We start from the raw sequence: 14,263 nt of genomic DNA on the forward strand, positions 1-14,263 counted from the left end.
GGTCATTCCGCCGCCGACGGTGGCGCCGTTGCCACCGTCGCCGCCGGCGGCACCAACGCAGCCCGACGGCCATCGCGATGCGGTCGTCTGGTTGGCGGTGGCGCCGGATGGGCGTTCGATCATGAGCGCCAGCACCGACCATACGATCAAGCTCTGGGACATCAGCGGCAAGCACCTGATGCGCAATCTCGGCGTTCACAAGGACATGGCGCGCACCGCGCTCTACATGCCCGACGGCATCAGTGCGCTGACGGCGGGCGACGACGGCGAGATCGTGCAGCGAAAACTCTCCGACGGCGCGGTGCTGCACGTCTTCCAATCCGGCCAGAACGGTGGCGTCAACAAGCTGGCGATCAGTCCGGACGGCAGACGCGCCGTCAGCGGGCACGACACCGGCAACGTCATCATCTGGGACCTCGTCAACGGGGCCGTGCTGCATGTGCTGACCGGCCACGACTGGTCGATCAGCGCGGTCGCGGTCTCGCCCGATGGCAAGCAGGCCCTTTCAGGCAGCATTGACGGGACGCTGAAGCTCTGGGACATCGAAAGCGGCAAGCAGTTGCGCAGCTGGCACGGCCATGAGCAAGGCACCTATGGCGCCGTGTTCACCGCTGACGGGCATCATCTGATCACCGGCAGCGGCGACCTGACGATCAAGGTCTGGGACGTCGACAGCGGCCGCGAGGTGAAGCGCTTCGAGGGCCACGAGGGCACGGTCTACGCTCTGGTGCTGTCGGCCGACGGCAAACGCCTGCTGTCGGGATCGCTCGACGGCACCGCAAGGCTGTGGGACATGGCGAGCGGCAATCAGATCGCAATGTTCGACAGCCAGAGCGGACCGATCTACGCCGTCGCCTTCGCCGCCGATGGCACGGTGCTGACCGGCGGCTCCGACCGCACCATCAGGGATTGGCCGGCGGCCGGTGGTGACGGCGTCGTGCTGTTCGCAGGGGCGCCGGGGTGAATGCCTGGAGAGGCTGGGCCGGGGCATGGACGCTGGTCAAGTAACCGGGCGCTTGCCATGGTCGACGCGGACGGAGGGGCGCATTGTTGGGGTGTGCTCGGCGCCCGCGCCAACCAGGGCGGCTCGTACCGCCGCAACAACACCATCGCACATCGCCCATACGTCGGAAACTTACGCGAAAGCGGAATAGGCGGGGGCTGCAAGACCCGGCATTCTAGCCGGCATGTTCGACCAACCGCCAGACGGCTTGGCGAGGCGGTGACGCAGTATGGCAAAGTGCTGGTCCATGGATTGACCGGGGGCGTTGCGTTGCTATCTGACTCGATAGGCTGCGCGCCTGCGGATCGAACTGATCGGTTTTCCTTGTAGGACCAAGGTCTTGCTTCGTGCGCCCGAAGGTCCGAGAGGCCCCGTTCGGTTCAGGCTATGTCCATTGGACGTTCCGCTATTTTATCCAATTGAGATATGGTCACACGGCGTCGCCGCCAGGTTCAAGAACGGTAGCCTGCTCGGACAGGCATGGGCTGGTGGCCGCCCGGCAGGGGAAGACAAGCGCAAAAGTCCGGCGAAAGCCGCTGCCAGCCAGCTTGCCCGCATGAAAGCGGGTAGCTTTTGAGGTCGTCTGTTTCGGAGCGAAAAACTTGACCGCTCCATGCAGGCAAGGGATCGAGCTCCCTGGGCTTGCCGTTACCCCAGCCACCACCACAATGCCGCGATCACCGCCGCGATGGCGGCCATCGTCAGCCCCAGCATGATGTAGGAGCCTTTGATGATGTCGCGGATGATCTTCTTGATCGTTTCGCGGTCGTTCAGGTTAAGGAAGGTTTCGTTTGGCTGGGCGACGTCGAGGAAATGGCAGAGCGGCCCCCAGCCTTCACTGAAGTTGAACACCAGCAGCTTTTCCGGCGGCACGGCTGCTTTCACTTCGTCGACATAGCTCACGTAGCGGGCAACCGCCTTGTCGCGGTCACCCATGACGCCGGCCAATGTGCGGCCCCAGATGAGCTTGCGCGACATGTCGCCGAACTTGCGGCCGAACGGTGTGAGCCATTCCAGGATCTTGAACTGCCACAAGTTCTCGGTGAAGTAGATCGTATCGATGGTGCTTTCATACCAGGCCTCGGCGCCGCGTGGGTGTAGCGTCAACAGCACCTTGGCCTCGGGGTAGGCAGCCATCAATTCCTTCCAGACGCAGCAGCCTGGATTGTCGACGGTGGCCGTATAGTTTGCGAACACGCGGTTCCAGTCGTGCTGGGTGCCGGGCGGGCTGTTGGCCACCGCGCGCCAGAAATCAAGATGGCCCTTATTGGCCTTGTTTATAATCACTTCCTGCATGTGATAGCAGGGCAGGCCGAGCCTGTTCAGCGCTGCAAAGGTCGACCACGTGCCGGTGCGGCCGAAACCGGCGCCGATAAGCTTGAGCGTCATTTCCAATCCCCCCGGACGTCTTTTCCCAAATATCGCGGTCCGTGAGCATCAAACTGCTCCTGCTGGGGCCGCCGCGCAACAAACTTCTACATGGATGCCCAGGCGGGCGCCATACTTGCGTAGTCGCTAAAATAATGAAAGCCTGTGCGCGGGTGTGAAGAGGGGCAGGGAGTCGCCGAAACCGGAACCGGTCCGGCGATCTTGAAGGTCGATGTATTTTGGGCAATTTCTCGTCGGGATGTCGGCGACCACGATCCTTGTCGCGGTGTGGACCTATATTGCTACCGGTTCGTTCTGGGTGGCACTTGCCTGGACAGCGGTGGTCCTGATCGTCCTGCAGGTCGGCTACTTCGTGCTCGTCCTGGGGTTGATCCACAGGCGCGCGCAAGAAGCCGCGATGAGCCCGGATGCAGTCAACCCGGTGCCGCCGCTCCATCGGGACGGCGTCCGATTCTAACGAAGAGCTCCCGCTCCTGCCAGCCTATCGAGCGTTGCGGACCTTCCGCCAAATCGCGACGGCGCATGGTGGAACGAAGCTGCGATGCGTGCGTTTTTCCTGTCGCGATCGGCGAGGCGCCACCTCCACCGGTCCGTTGAAGGCCCGTTCTGCTCCCGGCAGGGCGGGCCTTTTTTGGATGCCGGGAGAGCATTTGGAACGACACTCCTCGCTATACGTTAGTTGTTGCTAAGGAGCGGGTAATCCGAGAAAGAGGCGACATTGCTTGCGCTGCAAAGCGCGATGCTTTGATATTCCCGCAAATTAGAAGAAGTTTCTTCCGAAAAGCAAAGCATACCAGTGCTTATCCTTACCAGTACGCAAAACGAAATGTGGCATGTTTCTGGATGCGCGCCACATTTATTTCACAAGCAGGGACGGAACCTCCCAGTTACGTGAGAGTTTTCCCTGAGGCGGAGCGAACATATCCAATCATGGAGGTTATTATGAAACATTATCTTACGAGCGTCGCGGCTGCCGTCGTCCTGCTGGGCGGCGTCGGAGCGACCCTGGCGGACACGATCGTGGTCCAGCCGGAACAGGAGACGGTGGTTCGCGAATACGTCAAGAAGGAGCCGCTGGCGTCGGTGAACCTTCTGGGCGTCGAGCTCAAGCTCGGCTCGTCAGTGCCGGACAAGGTCGAACTGCGCGAAGTCCCCAATGTCAAGTATCGCGTTGCGGTGATCAACGATCAGACAGTGCTGGTCGACCCGGACACCCGTCAGATCGTGGAAGTTCTTCACTGATCCGTCTCGTGCATCAAGCAAAGAGCCCATCACCGATTTGATCCGGTGATGGGCTTTTATTTTGCCGCTCGCCAGTTCTCCAGAATTTACTCGGCGGCCAGCTTGTCCTGCGTCCTGGTGTCGAAGTCGCTTGCGTCATGGCGTTCGTGCAACTGCATGGACGGCTCGCCAAAGGCGCGGTTGACCATGCGGCCACGCTGGACAGCGGGCCGTTCGTCGATCGCCTTTGCCCAGCGCTGAACGTGCTTGTAATCCTGAACCGACAGGAATTCGGCGGAATCATTGTACATCCGGCCGAGCGCCAGCCCGCCATACCAGGGCCAGACCGCCATGTCGGCGACCGAATAATCCTTGCCACCGAGATACTCGACCTCGGCTAGCCGGCGGTCGAGTACGTCCATCTGCCGCTTCACCTCCATCGAGAAGCGGTCGATGGCGTATTCGAACTTCTCCGGCGCATAGGCGTAGAAATGGCCAAACCCGCCGCCGAGATAGGGCGCAGAACCCATCTGCCAGAACAGCCAGGACAGCACTTCCGCCCGGGCCGGCTGTTCGGTGGGCAGGAATTCACCGAATTTTTCGGCGAGATAGACCAGGATCGAGCCGGATTCGAAGACGCGCAGCGGGGTCTTGCCGCTGCGATCCATCAGCGCGGGGATCTTGGAATTGGGATTGACCTCGACAAAGCCGCTGCCGAACTGGTCGCCATCGTTGATCCGGATCAGCCAGGCGTCGTATTCGGCGCCCTTGTGGCCAAGCGCCAGAAGCTCCTCCAGCATCACCGTCACCTTGACGCCGTTCGGCGTCGCCAGCGAATAAAGCTGCAGCGGGTGCTTGCCGACGGGCAGGTCCTTGTCATGCGTCGGACCGGCGATCGGCCGGTTGATGTTGGCAAAGCTGCCGCCATTGGCCTTGTTCCAGGTCCATACTTTCGGCGGGGTGTATTCGGTCATTGCACGGCCTCTTGTCGTGGGAAGGATGGATAGGCGCTTATAGGTAGGGCCGTGGAGGAGGAAGTTCAACTTGTGTTGAACTATGTTAATCTTGGGCCGCCGCATTGTCCTGCCGGGCGTTCGAACCTCGAAAGGCCAAGTGATTGGCTTCGTGGTCCATGGCCACCGTTCACACCCCTTGCGCCTTCTCCCGCGTGGCATACCTATACAGCAAGCCGCCAGGCATTCGCATCGCAGGACAAAATCATGACCATCAATCCCAATCCGCGCTCCGTGGTTGCCGTGCGGGCGACCGTTCCGGAGGACGCCTTCACGGCCGGGGCCCTCGGCACGCTCAGGGAGGGCAGCGGCGTCGTCATCCGCGATGACGGGCTGGTGCTGACCATCGGCTATCTCATCACCGAGGCGGAAGAGGTCTGGCTGACATCGCATGACGGCCGTGTCATTCCCGCGCATGCGCTGGCCTACGACCAGGAATCGGGCTTTGGCCTCGTCCAGGCGCTGGCGCCGACCGGCCTGCCGGCCGTGGCGCTGGGCGATGCCGGCAAGGCCAGGATCGGCGACGCGGTGGTGCTTGCCGACGGCATCGGCCGGGCAGTCGAGGCCAAGATCGTCACCAAGCAGGAATTCGCCGGCTATTGGGAGTATCTGCTCGACGAGGCGATTTTCATCGCGCCGGCGCATCCGTCCTGGGGCGGCGCGCCCTTGTTCAGCGCCGAGGGCGCACTGCTCGGCATCGGTTCGCTGCGCCTGCAGATGAGCCGCGCCGGCGAGGTGGCCGATATCAACATGGTGGTGCCGATCGACCTGTTGCCGCCGATCCTCGACGATTTGCTGACGCGTGGCCAGGTGGCCAAGCCGCCGCGCCCGTGGCTCGGGGCGCTGTCGGCCGAAAGCGACGGCAAGGTGGTGGTGATGAGCGTGACCGAGGGCGGCCCGGCCGCCAAGGCCGGCCTGCGCGAAGGCGATGTCATCTCCGAGGTTCGCGACGGCGCGGTCGACGGGCTCGCCGACTTCTATCGCAAGCTGTGGGAAAGCGGTTCGGCCGGTGCCGAGATCCCGATGCGGGTGGTGCGCGACGGCCGCGAAACGTGGCTGCGCGTGAAATCCGCCGACCGCGGCAGTTTCCTGAAAAAGCCACAACTGCAGTAGGCCGGGCGATTTCGGCCAGGTGATGCATCCAAGACTGCTCAAGACCTTCCTCGCGGTGGCGCGCTGCCGCACCGTCACGCGCGCCGCCGAGACGGTTCATCTCGCCCAGTCGAGTGTGAGCGACCAGATCCAGACGCTGGAGGCCGAGCTTGGCGCTGTCTTGTTCACGCGCGCGAAGTCGGGCCTGGAACTGACCCCGGCGGGACTGGCGTTGAAGCCCATCGCCGAGGAACTGCTGCGGCTCGATGCCGAGGCGCGGGCGGCGGTGCTCGCGGTGGCGGGACGGACCAGCGGAGCGCTGACCATCGGCGCCCTTGAGACGATCGCCTCGGCCCGGCTGGCGCCCTGGCTGCCGGGGTTCCAGGCCAGTTATCCTGATATCGCCGTGCGGATTAAAGTCACTGATAGCGGCACGCTGCTGCGCCTGCTGGAGGAGGGCGACATCGATGTCGCCTTCTGTTTCGAGCGCCGCGACATATCCGACGGCGGCGCTGATCAGCGCTTCGCCAGGCGCACGATTTTGGCCGAACCGTTGGTGCTGGTCACCGCGCCGGGGCAGAAGCTGGCTCCGTGCGACCTGGCCGCCCTTGCGGCGCTGCGCTTTGTGACGACGGAGCCTGGGTGCATCTACCGGCACATGTTCGACACCGCCTTTGCCGAGGCGGGCACTGGTGCGCCTGAACTTGCCGCGGAAGTCGGCAGCATCGGTGCCATTGCCCGGCTGGTGGCGGCCGGCGCGGGGCTGGGGCTCGTTCCACGTCTGGCCGTCAGCGACGCGCTCAAGCGTCGTGAGCTGATCGAACTGCCTTGGCCCGGCCCGAAACAGGCGGCGCCGCTGATGATGATCTGGCGGCGCCGGCGCGTCCAGCCGCCGGCATTGCGCCGACTGCTCACCGCCGCGCGCGACATGCAGGCGCCGGCATCCTCGAAAGCCAGTTCAGACGCTGAATCCTCAAGCCGCTCCAAGGTCTTGCTTTGAAAGCATTTCGCAGAGCCGTCTGTTTTAGACGAGACGATGTCCGCCCTCGACGTGGAGCGTCGTGCCGGTGGTAAAGCCATTGCCGATGAGGAAGGCAATCGCGTCGGCGATGTCCTCGGGCTGGCCGATCCTGCCGACGGGCAGCCGCTCGGCCATGGCCGCAAGCGTCTCTGCCTTCCTCTTGCCGGCAACCTGCGCCCAAATCTCGGTATCGACCCAGCCGGGCGACACCGCGTTGACGCGGTGCGGCGCGAGTTCTATCGCCAACGCCCGCACCAGCCCTTCGAGCGCGGCATTGACGGCGGCGACGACCGAGCCGCGCGCGGCCGGCCGGTAGGCGGCGATGCCGGAGACGAAGGTCATCGAGCCAGCCACTGCCAGCCGTGGCGCACCATGCTTGGCAAGCAGCAGCGGGCCGAAGAGCTTGCTGTCGACCACGCGTTGCGCCGCCTCGAGATCGAGCTCTGGCAGCAGCCGGTAGGCGCCTTCGATGTCGGCGGCGGTGCTGACGATATGGTCGAGGCCGCCGATCCCGGCGAACAACGCCCCGACCTGGTCTTCCCGGGTGATGTCGACAGTGGCCAGCCCCAGCCCTGGGGGATTACCCAGCGCCTCACGCGCTTGCCGCAGCCTGTCCTCGCCGCGCCCGGCGATGATAACTTCGGCCCCGGCTGCGAGGCAGCGCCTTGCAAGCGCGAGGCCCATGCCGGACCCGCCGCCGACGATCAGGATTTTCTGGTTCGAAATGCTCATTTCCGCTCTGCCTTCGTTTGGTTGGACAAGGGCAGGGAATTGACAGCTCGATGCGGTGAGGGGAAACGGAAGAAACCGATGGTGCTATCGGAGATGCCGATTGGTCCCGGCGCGGTGCGGTTTGGAAACCCGATTGCCTCGATAGCCGGAGCTTGCTCAACGGGCGAGCGGGCTATCCCAGACCGCGAACAAGAGCACCTTAAGTTCGGCGAAGCGCTTCGGCCCAAGTTCGGTGCGCCAGTCCTCCTCGATGTCGCGCAATATGTCGACCATTTTCCAGAAAGCGGCGTGGCCGCGCTCGGTGGACCGCACTACGCGCGCGCTGCCTTCGCCGTCGGAGCGGACGAGATAACCGTACCCTTCCAGACTGGTGAGCAACTGGTTGATGGCTTGCTTGCTCATGCCGGCACGCTCGGCGATCGTTCCGGGCCGCGCGCCGTCCGGGCCGGGAAACTGCAGCACGGCCATATGCGGAAGACGCAGTTCGTCGAAGCCGGCGGCGTTGAGCTCCCTGATCAGCCGGCGCTGGATGGCCTGGGCTGGCACGCGCAGCAGGGCGCCGATCAAAAGGTCCTCGGTCTTGGTCCGCAGAACTTCGTTGGAGGTGGCCATTGACGATCCGGTAAATTGAGTTTACTGACAGCTAGTAAATGTAATTTACCGGGAGGATTTGCGCAATGTCAGCCATGCAGCTTCAGGTCAATCCAGCCGACGAAACCATTGGCGACGGTGACAAGGGGCTAGCGATTCGCTTCCTGGTGACGGGCGACGGTTCGAATGGCAGCGTCGCCGCCTTCGAGTTGAAGGTAGCCAGCGGACTGCGCCTGCTGGCGCCGGCGCACAGCCATGATCACTACGAGGAGACGATCTATGGTGTTGACGGGGTGCTGACCTGGACCGTCGACGGCAAGCCGATCGAGGTCGGACCGGGAGACGCGCTCTGTATTCCGCGCGGTGCCGTCCACCGGTTCGACAACAATGGCAGCCAAGGGGCGAAGGTGTTGTGCGTTGTCACCCCGGCGGCGATCGGCCCGGACTATTTTCGCGAGATTTTCGCCATGTTCCACGCCGCCGCCGGCGGTCCGCCCGACAAAGCCGGGATGATGGAGATCATGCGCCGCCATGGGCTGACGCCGGCAGTCCCGCCGCCAGCCTAGGCGGCCTATCTCCCCGTCCTGGGGCGCAGGAGGGAAATGCCGTCCTGCGCGGGCAGTTCGGCGCTCCTATTCGCGTTCCGCGCTCGCGAACACCACCAGGTTCCCGTCGGGATCGCGCATGCGCATGATCCAGAAATGGTCGGCCTCCTCGATCGGGCCGGGTTCGAGACCGGCATCTAGAAGCCGCTGTCTCTCGGGCGCCAGCGGCAGCACGCCGAGCGTCAGTGTCGAGGTGCCGGCTTTCTCCTTGTCCTCGAACAGCTGCACTTCGGCACTGTCGGTGAATTGCCATTCGGCCAGCCTCGGCATCGGCCGGCGCAGCGGCGGCTTGCCGAAGAGTTTTCCGTACCAGCCGATGCTGGCCTCGAGGTCGGAGCAACTGACATGGGCGAAAATGGTTTCGATTGCCATCAGGAAACCTCCATCGAACGGTGCGCTCTTGCCGCAACGCGGTGCTGGATGGCACGTTCCGGTGCTTCCTGACCGCGTGCTCCATTGCTGACGAAAACTGACAATGGGTCATGCCATGATGGCGGCAATCGCACGATGATGAAGGTAATACCGATGACGACAATCCTGAACGGACATGCCGGCTGATGGCGCCGGTCAAGGTCGACCCCGACAAGGTCCGGGAATTCCCCGGTGCGGCGAGCTTCTACGCCTGGCTCGGCCAGCACCACGCCACGAAAACCGAAGTGTGGATCAAGGTCCACAAGGTGGGGTCGGGACTGAAGTCGATCACACCGAAGGAAGCCATCGACGTCGCGCTGTGCTTCGGCTGGATCGACGCCGTGCGCAAGGGACTGGACGAGAACAGTTTCCTGCAGCGCTACACGCCGCGCGGCAAAAAAAGCATCTGGAGCAAGATCAACATCGACAATGTCGCGCGGCTCATCGAGGAGGGCCGCATGACCGAGCACGGGTTGAAACAGGTCGAGGCGGCCAAGGCCGACGGGCGCTGGGCACGTGCCTATGGCAGCGGCAAGGAAATGCAAATCCCCGATGATCTGCAAGCGGCGATCGATGCCGAGCCGGCTGCCAAGGCGATGCTGGAAAAGCTCAGCGCGCAGAACCGCTTCTCGCTCGCCTTCCGCACCCACAACATGAAGACCGAAGCCGGGCGCAAGAAGAAGATCGAAACCTTCGTGGCGATGCTGAAGCGCGGCGAGACGATCTATCCGCAGGGAAAGAAATAGGAGCCTTAAGACGCGGGCATGTGGGTCAAGGGTTCGGGAATTGTGCGCACGGGCGCCGACGAAGCCATCAAGACATCGCCGCGGACGGCCTGGACAAGAAAGTCGAGGACCGTTGTCACACGCAGCGGGATATTCCGGCGGGACGGGTAGACGACATTGATCGGCAGGCGAGTCGGCGGAAAATCCGGCATCAGCTTGACCAGACTCCCCGCTTCGATGTCCGATCCGGCGAGGATGTGGGAAAGCACCGCAAGCCCGGCTCCCGCCAGGGTCGCGCGATGGACGGCCATCGAATTGTTGGCGACGAGGCGGGGCTCAATCCGCAGAACGACTTCCTCTGCTCCACTGGAGAACGACCATGACCGGCCGTCGCCGCCACGGCTGTAGCAAATGCAGGAGTGATCCTTGATGTCTTGCGGCGTCCGCGGTGTGCTGCGTCCCTCGAGATAGGCTGGGGAGGCCACGAGAAAGGCAGTTGTCCAGCCGATCCGGCGGCAGATCAGGCTGCTGTCACAGACCGGCCCGAGGCGTACCTCGAGATCGATCGCATTCGCGACCACGTCCGACGGTTCATCCCGAAGGAGCAACTCGACCTGAAGTGCCGGATGGCGCTCCAGCAGCTCTCCCAGACGGTCGCTGAGGAAGACGCCGAGGGGCGTCGGCAGGCTGAGCCTCACCTTTCCAGATATGGCTGCCGCTTCGGCGCCGCTGGCCTCGCCGAGCGCTTCGACCGCTTCGATGACGCGCAGCGCCATCGGCAGCATCCGTTCACCCTCCGCCGTCAAAGCGAGCGCGCTCGTCGTGCGGTGCAAGAGGCGCGTCTTGAGATGCGATTCCAGCGCGGAGACCTGGCGGGATACAGCCGGCTGCGTCAGATTGAGGTCGATGGCGGCCGCTGAGAAGGATTTTGTCTGCGCCACCCGCAGGAACGTTCGTAACGCCGATACGACGTCCATCCTCGCCCTCATACTTTTCGACATAAGCCTTATGTCCGCATCCTAAGCGGGTGGCGCTTTACTGTCCAGTCATTATGGATATTAAATGTCCTTAAGGACGTTAGATATCCATAAAGGAAAAGCCATGACGCAGCGCCTGAACGCCGCCCAGCAATCGCCTGAACTCTTCAAGAAGCTCCTCGATTTCAGCATGGCCGAGACACATGGCGCGATCGAAGAGAAGCTCCGCGATCTGGTCCACGTCAGGGCATCCCAGATCAATGGCTGCGCCTTCTGCCTCGACATGCACGTCAAGGAAGCAAAGATCCACGGTGAGAGCGAGTTGCGGCTGTACCATCTCCCCGTCTGGCGCGAATCGATCCTTTTCATTCCCCGCGAACGTGCCGCCCTTGCCTGGACCGAAGCCGTCACCAAACTCCCCGAAGGCGGTATCCCGGACGAGCTCTATGAACGCGTGCGCGGGCAGCTTTCGGAGAAGGAAATCTCCGACCTCACCTTCTCGATCATGGCCATCAACGCCTGGAACCGTGTCAGCGTCGCCTTCAAGGCCGTGCCCGGCTCCGCGGACAAGCTCTACGGCCTCGACAAGGCCGGCCTGAACTGACCTCTCCCTCAACGAAACCATCAACGACGCGGCGCGACCGCGAACGGAGACTATCATGAAAATCGTCATCATCGGGGGCACCGGGCTTATCGGCTCCAAGACGGTCGAACGGCTGCGCAAGCAGGGCTGTGAGGTGGTTGCCGCCGCCCCGAATACCGGCGTCAACACCATCACGGGCGAAGGCCTGGAGGCGGCGCTCGCTGGCGCCGAGGTCGTCATCGACCTCGCCAATTCACCTTCGTTCGAGGACCAGCCCGCCATGGATTTCTTCACCACTTCAGGCCGCAACCTGCTCGCCGCGAGCAAAATTGCCGGGGTCAGGCACCACATCGCGCTCTCTGTTGTCGGGACCGAACGCCTGCAGGACTGCGGTTATTTTCGTGCCAAGCTCGTCCAGGAAGAGCTTATCAAGGCCTCCGGCATCCCCTACACCATCGTTCATTCGACGCAGTTCATGGAATTCCTGGCCAGCATCGCCAAGTCCGGCACGGTCGGCGAGGCCGTGCACCTGTCGCCGGCCTATGTGCAGCCCATCGCATCGGACGACGTCGCCGATGTGATGGCCGAGATCGCGCTCGGCGCGCCGATCAACGGCATGATCGAGATTTCCGGCCCGGAGCGTGCGCGGATGAGCGAACTCGTCGCCCGCTACCTCAAGGCTGTCGGCGATCCCCGCGAGGTCGTGGCTGATCCGGAGGCGCTCTACTTCGGCGCGAGGCTGAACGACACTTCGCTCGTCTCCGACAACAATCCGCGCCTTGGCCGCATCACCTTCGAACAATGGTTCGCCACCGCGGCGCGGAAATGACCGCCAGGGGATGAGCCGTAGCTCAACACACAAAGGAGTTTTCGAATGATCAAGTCAATCGCCATCGCGCTCGCCGTGACAGCGGCACTGGCCGGCCAGGTTGGCGCCAAGGAGGCCCATCACGCCGGCGAGAAGGCCGCCAAGGTCACCCTCGTCTATGAGCATGAACTGCCGAATGCCCCGGGCAAAAGCATCAAGGGCATCATCGTCGAATATGGCCCCGGCGGCTACTCGGAGGCGCATACGCATCCAAGCTCCGCCTTCATCTATGCCACCGTTCTGGAAGGCTCCATCCGCAGCCAGGTCAACGACGACCCGGTCAAGGTCTACAAAGCCGGTGAGAGCTTTTCGGAGATGCCGGGTGATCGCCACAGCGTGAGCGAAAACGGCAGCGAGACGAAGCCCGCGAAGCTGCTGGCGGTGTTCGTGGTCGATAGCGCCCAGAAGGAATTAACCTATCCGGCCAAGAAATAGGGGCGCGAGGCCGGTCGCCCTTCCTCGCGTCCGGCCCTGCCGCCAGCCAATACTGTCGGTGAGCCCATGTTCGGCGATCATCATTTCCTGACTCTGGTCTTGATCAACCTTCTCGGGCTTGCCGGCATCGTCGTCTGGTATTTCCAGGGCCGTGGGCGTTCCATGGCACGCCTGATCGTCCAGATCCTGTTCTTCGCCGTCATGACGGCCGTGCTCGGCTTCGGCGGCATCCTGCCGCATTGGGTCGACCAGGCGGACCTCCAGGGAACGGGCGCGTATCTGGCGAAGTCCGCGCGGATCCTCTGGTGGACGCATCTTGCCTGGACGCTCGTCGGCTTCGTGCGCCTCTACGTCGTCCTGGAGCACAGGCCTCGAGAAGCGCGCCTGCTCCAGGACCTGGTGGTCGCCGCGATCTATCTCGGCGTGGTGCTGTCGATAACGGGCTTCGTCTTCGGTGCTCCCATCGGAACGCTGGCGGCAACGTCGGGCGTGGTCGCGATCATTGTCGGACTTGCGCTGCAGAACACGCTTGGTGACGTCTTCTCCGGCATCGCGCTGACGCTGGGCCGACCCTACACGCTCGGCGACTGGATCATGCTGAGCGACGGCACGGAAGGACGTGTCGTTGAAACAACCTGGCGCTCCACGCATCTGCTTACCGGTGCGCATAATATCGTCGTCCTTCCCAACAGCGTCTTGGCGAAGCTCAGCCTGACCAATCTCAGCCGTCCCGACGCGACGCAGCAGATGACCCTGACCATTCGGATCGCGGCCACGCACGCGCCGCACGTCATCCAAGAGGCGATGTTCGCGGTCCTCCAGAGCTGCAAACGGATCGTCAAGGAGCCGCCACCGCTCGTCGCGCTCAAGGAGATAGACGCGGTGGCGATCGGCATGGACCTGCTCTTTTGCGTGGCCGGTCCAGGCGACCGGTTGCTGGCGAGGAATGAGGTGATCGACCTCATCCACCGCCATTGCGAGACGAATGGTCTGCGCCTTGCGATGTCGCCTCAGAGCTACGCCGTCCTATTGCCGGCGACGGGAGACCAGCCGCCCGCGACGGTCATGCGGCCACGTTCATCCGGCGCGCTCTAGCACCCATTCGAAGCTGTTTTTCCAAAGCTCCGCGGGGATGTCGAGCGCCAACGCTTCGGGGAGGTCGGAAAGCCTGACGGCGCGCAATTTCGCGCGCCAGGCCTCATCGGCCTCCCACATGATGCGCGCCACCGGGCAAGGGTTGCTTTCGCAATAGCCTTGGGGACGACACGGATTGTTCTCGCGGATATTGTTGCAAACAAACGTCCGCGCCTTGCCCTCAACCGCCTCCACGATGTCGAGGAAGGTCAGCTCTGCCGGCGTCCGCGCCAACCGGTATCCACCCGACGGCCCCAGCGTGGTGTGCACCAGTCCCGCCTGCGACAGGCTTTGCAGTGCCTTGGAGAGATATTCCTTGGGAAGGCCGTGGAACTCGGCAAGCGCTTTTGTCGAGAGATACCGTCCCTCGGGCAGACCGGCTAGAATGGCGCAGCAGTGCAGTGCCCATTCGACTTGGCTTTTCAGGATCATCCACGGGTTCCGGGGTCGGTACCGACCGACC

Annotated in this window: 18 protein-coding genes; 11 read left to right on the forward strand and 7 right to left on the reverse strand. The window is 63.3% G+C overall.

Annotation, left to right across the window (positions count from 1 at the left end; translation table 11 throughout):
- Window positions 1–964 (forward strand): WD40 repeat domain-containing protein (locus X742_RS142490; RefSeq protein ID WP_031248611.1); only part of this gene is annotated, 964 nt, incomplete at its 5' end.
- A 687-nt stretch (window positions 965–1,651) separates the two neighbouring features.
- Here X742_RS142490 and X742_RS142485 read toward each other — a convergent pair.
- Window positions 1,652–2,392: a sulfotransferase family protein gene (locus X742_RS142485; RefSeq protein ID WP_023775060.1), complete on the reverse strand. Its 741-nt coding sequence runs from the start codon at window positions 2,390–2,392 to the stop codon at window positions 1,652–1,654.
- Window positions 2,393–2,603: 211 nt separating this feature from the next.
- Between X742_RS142485 and X742_RS142480 the strand changes: the two genes are divergently transcribed.
- Both X742_RS142480 and X742_RS142475 read left to right on the forward strand, forming a co-directional pair.
- Window positions 2,604–2,849: an exopolysaccharide production repressor protein gene (locus X742_RS142480; protein WP_023775061.1), complete on the forward strand. Its 246-nt coding sequence runs from the start codon at window positions 2,604–2,606 to the stop codon at window positions 2,847–2,849.
- A gap of 485 nt (window positions 2,850–3,334) precedes the next feature.
- Window positions 3,335–3,634, forward strand: coding sequence for a DUF1236 domain-containing protein (locus X742_RS142475; RefSeq protein WP_023795599.1), 300 nt, complete (start codon window positions 3,335–3,337; stop codon window positions 3,632–3,634).
- 86 nt (window positions 3,635–3,720) lie between these two features.
- On the opposite strand, the gene yghU is transcribed toward X742_RS142475, so the two are convergent.
- Entirely contained in the window at window positions 3,721–4,587 is an 867-nt protein-coding gene (gene yghU / locus X742_RS142470; RefSeq protein WP_023775063.1) for a glutathione-dependent disulfide-bond oxidoreductase, read from the reverse strand.
- A gap of 246 nt (window positions 4,588–4,833) precedes the next feature.
- Between yghU and X742_RS142465 the strand changes: the two genes are divergently transcribed.
- Entirely contained in the window at window positions 4,834–5,739 is a 906-nt protein-coding gene (locus X742_RS142465) for a S1C family serine protease (RefSeq protein WP_023775064.1), read from the forward strand.
- A 22-nt stretch (window positions 5,740–5,761) separates the two neighbouring features.
- Window positions 5,762–6,718 carry a LysR family transcriptional regulator gene (locus tag X742_RS142460; RefSeq protein ID WP_023775065.1) on the forward strand — a complete coding sequence of 319 codons (957 nt, stop codon included), beginning with the start codon at window positions 5,762–5,764 and terminating at the stop codon, window positions 6,716–6,718.
- 24 nt (window positions 6,719–6,742) lie between these two features.
- Here the strand turns inward: X742_RS142460 and X742_RS142455 are convergent, their stop codons facing one another.
- Both X742_RS142455 and X742_RS142450 read right to left on the reverse strand, forming a co-directional pair.
- Complete coding sequence (locus tag X742_RS142455; protein ID WP_023775066.1) at window positions 6,743–7,471, reverse strand: SDR family oxidoreductase; 729 nt, start codon at window positions 7,469–7,471, stop codon at window positions 6,743–6,745.
- A gap of 156 nt (window positions 7,472–7,627) precedes the next feature.
- The gene (locus tag X742_RS142450; protein WP_023775067.1) at window positions 7,628–8,083 is read right to left on the reverse strand and encodes a MarR family transcriptional regulator; all 456 of its coding nucleotides are present in this window, start codon (window positions 8,081–8,083) and stop codon (window positions 7,628–7,630) included.
- A gap of 65 nt (window positions 8,084–8,148) precedes the next feature.
- Between X742_RS142450 and X742_RS142445 the strand changes: the two genes are divergently transcribed.
- The gene (locus X742_RS142445) at window positions 8,149–8,628 is read left to right on the forward strand and encodes a cupin domain-containing protein (protein WP_023784374.1); all 480 of its coding nucleotides are present in this window, start codon (window positions 8,149–8,151) and stop codon (window positions 8,626–8,628) included.
- 66 nt (window positions 8,629–8,694) lie between these two features.
- Here the strand turns inward: X742_RS142445 and X742_RS142440 are convergent, their stop codons facing one another.
- Complete coding sequence (locus X742_RS142440) at window positions 8,695–9,039, reverse strand: VOC family protein (RefSeq protein ID WP_023775069.1); 345 nt, start codon at window positions 9,037–9,039, stop codon at window positions 8,695–8,697.
- Between the two features lie 185 nt (window positions 9,040–9,224).
- On the opposite strand from X742_RS142440, the gene X742_RS142435 reads away from it, so the two are divergent.
- Window positions 9,225–9,824: a YdeI family protein gene (locus X742_RS142435; RefSeq protein WP_023775070.1), complete on the forward strand. Its 600-nt coding sequence runs from the start codon at window positions 9,225–9,227 to the stop codon at window positions 9,822–9,824.
- A 5-nt stretch (window positions 9,825–9,829) separates the two neighbouring features.
- On the opposite strand, the gene X742_RS142430 is transcribed toward X742_RS142435, so the two are convergent.
- Complete coding sequence (locus X742_RS142430; protein WP_031248612.1) at window positions 9,830–10,780, reverse strand: LysR family transcriptional regulator; 951 nt, start codon at window positions 10,778–10,780, stop codon at window positions 9,830–9,832.
- 124 nt (window positions 10,781–10,904) lie between these two features.
- Here X742_RS142430 and X742_RS142425 point away from each other — a divergent pair, with 124 nt between their 5' ends.
- The 4 genes from X742_RS142425 to X742_RS142410 all read left to right on the forward strand — a co-directional run bounded on the left by X742_RS142425 (window position 10,905) and on the right by X742_RS142410 (window position 13,761).
- Window positions 10,905–11,384, forward strand: coding sequence for a carboxymuconolactone decarboxylase family protein (locus X742_RS142425; RefSeq protein WP_023775072.1), 480 nt, complete (start codon window positions 10,905–10,907; stop codon window positions 11,382–11,384).
- 55 nt (window positions 11,385–11,439) lie between these two features.
- Window positions 11,440–12,192: an SDR family oxidoreductase gene (locus X742_RS142420; protein WP_023775073.1), complete on the forward strand. Its 753-nt coding sequence runs from the start codon at window positions 11,440–11,442 to the stop codon at window positions 12,190–12,192.
- A gap of 45 nt (window positions 12,193–12,237) precedes the next feature.
- Window positions 12,238–12,666 (forward strand): cupin domain-containing protein, encoded by a 429-nt coding sequence (locus X742_RS142415; protein ID WP_023775074.1) that lies wholly within the window; start codon window positions 12,238–12,240, stop codon window positions 12,664–12,666.
- A 66-nt stretch (window positions 12,667–12,732) separates the two neighbouring features.
- A complete protein-coding gene (locus X742_RS142410) occupies window positions 12,733–13,761 on the forward strand; it encodes a mechanosensitive ion channel family protein (RefSeq protein WP_023775075.1) in 1,029 nt (342 codons plus the stop codon).
- On the opposite strand, the gene X742_RS142405 is transcribed toward X742_RS142410, so the two are convergent.
- Window positions 13,744–14,232, reverse strand: a complete 489-nt coding sequence (locus X742_RS142405) for an Rrf2 family transcriptional regulator (RefSeq protein WP_023775076.1) — start codon at window positions 14,230–14,232, stop codon at window positions 13,744–13,746. The two genes, X742_RS142410 and X742_RS142405, sit on opposite strands and share 18 nt — an antisense overlap.
- Window positions 14,233–14,263 lie beyond the last annotated feature (31 nt).

It is taken from the genome of Mesorhizobium sp. LNHC229A00 (assembly GCF_000502415.1).
Classification (GTDB): Bacteria; Pseudomonadota; Alphaproteobacteria; order Rhizobiales; family Rhizobiaceae; genus Mesorhizobium.

Bases quoted from the DNA above. Each gene is read 5' to 3' on its own strand.
- X742_RS142485 (WP_023775060.1), bottom strand. From the start codon at position 2,392: ATGACGCTCAAGCTTATCGGCGCCGGTTTCGGCCGCACCGGCACGTGG.
- X742_RS142480 (WP_023775061.1), top strand. From the start codon at position 2,604: ATGTATTTTGGGCAATTTCTCGTCGGGATGTCGGCGACCACGATCCTT.
- X742_RS142475 (WP_023795599.1), top strand. From the start codon at position 3,335: ATGAAACATTATCTTACGAGCGTCGCGGCTGCCGTCGTCCTGCTGGGC.
- yghU (WP_023775063.1), bottom strand. From the start codon at position 4,587: ATGACCGAATACACCCCGCCGAAAGTATGGACCTGGAACAAGGCCAAT.
- X742_RS142465 (WP_023775064.1), top strand. From the start codon at position 4,834: ATGACCATCAATCCCAATCCGCGCTCCGTGGTTGCCGTGCGGGCGACC.
- X742_RS142460 (WP_023775065.1), top strand. From the start codon at position 5,762: ATGCATCCAAGACTGCTCAAGACCTTCCTCGCGGTGGCGCGCTGCCGC.
- X742_RS142455 (WP_023775066.1), bottom strand. From the start codon at position 7,471: ATGAGCATTTCGAACCAGAAAATCCTGATCGTCGGCGGCGGGTCCGGC.
- X742_RS142450 (WP_023775067.1), bottom strand. From the start codon at position 8,083: ATGGCCACCTCCAACGAAGTTCTGCGGACCAAGACCGAGGACCTTTTG.
- X742_RS142445 (WP_023784374.1), top strand. From the start codon at position 8,149: ATGTCAGCCATGCAGCTTCAGGTCAATCCAGCCGACGAAACCATTGGC.
- X742_RS142440 (WP_023775069.1), bottom strand. From the start codon at position 9,039: ATGGCAATCGAAACCATTTTCGCCCATGTCAGTTGCTCCGACCTCGAG.
- X742_RS142435 (WP_023775070.1), top strand. From the start codon at position 9,225: ATGGCGCCGGTCAAGGTCGACCCCGACAAGGTCCGGGAATTCCCCGGT.
- X742_RS142430 (WP_031248612.1), bottom strand. From the start codon at position 10,780: ATGGACGTCGTATCGGCGTTACGAACGTTCCTGCGGGTGGCGCAGACA.
- X742_RS142425 (WP_023775072.1), top strand. From the start codon at position 10,905: ATGACGCAGCGCCTGAACGCCGCCCAGCAATCGCCTGAACTCTTCAAG.
- X742_RS142420 (WP_023775073.1), top strand. From the start codon at position 11,440: ATGAAAATCGTCATCATCGGGGGCACCGGGCTTATCGGCTCCAAGACG.
- X742_RS142415 (WP_023775074.1), top strand. From the start codon at position 12,238: ATGATCAAGTCAATCGCCATCGCGCTCGCCGTGACAGCGGCACTGGCC.
- X742_RS142410 (WP_023775075.1), top strand. From the start codon at position 12,733: ATGTTCGGCGATCATCATTTCCTGACTCTGGTCTTGATCAACCTTCTC.
- X742_RS142405 (WP_023775076.1), bottom strand. From the start codon at position 14,232: ATGATCCTGAAAAGCCAAGTCGAATGGGCACTGCACTGCTGCGCCATT.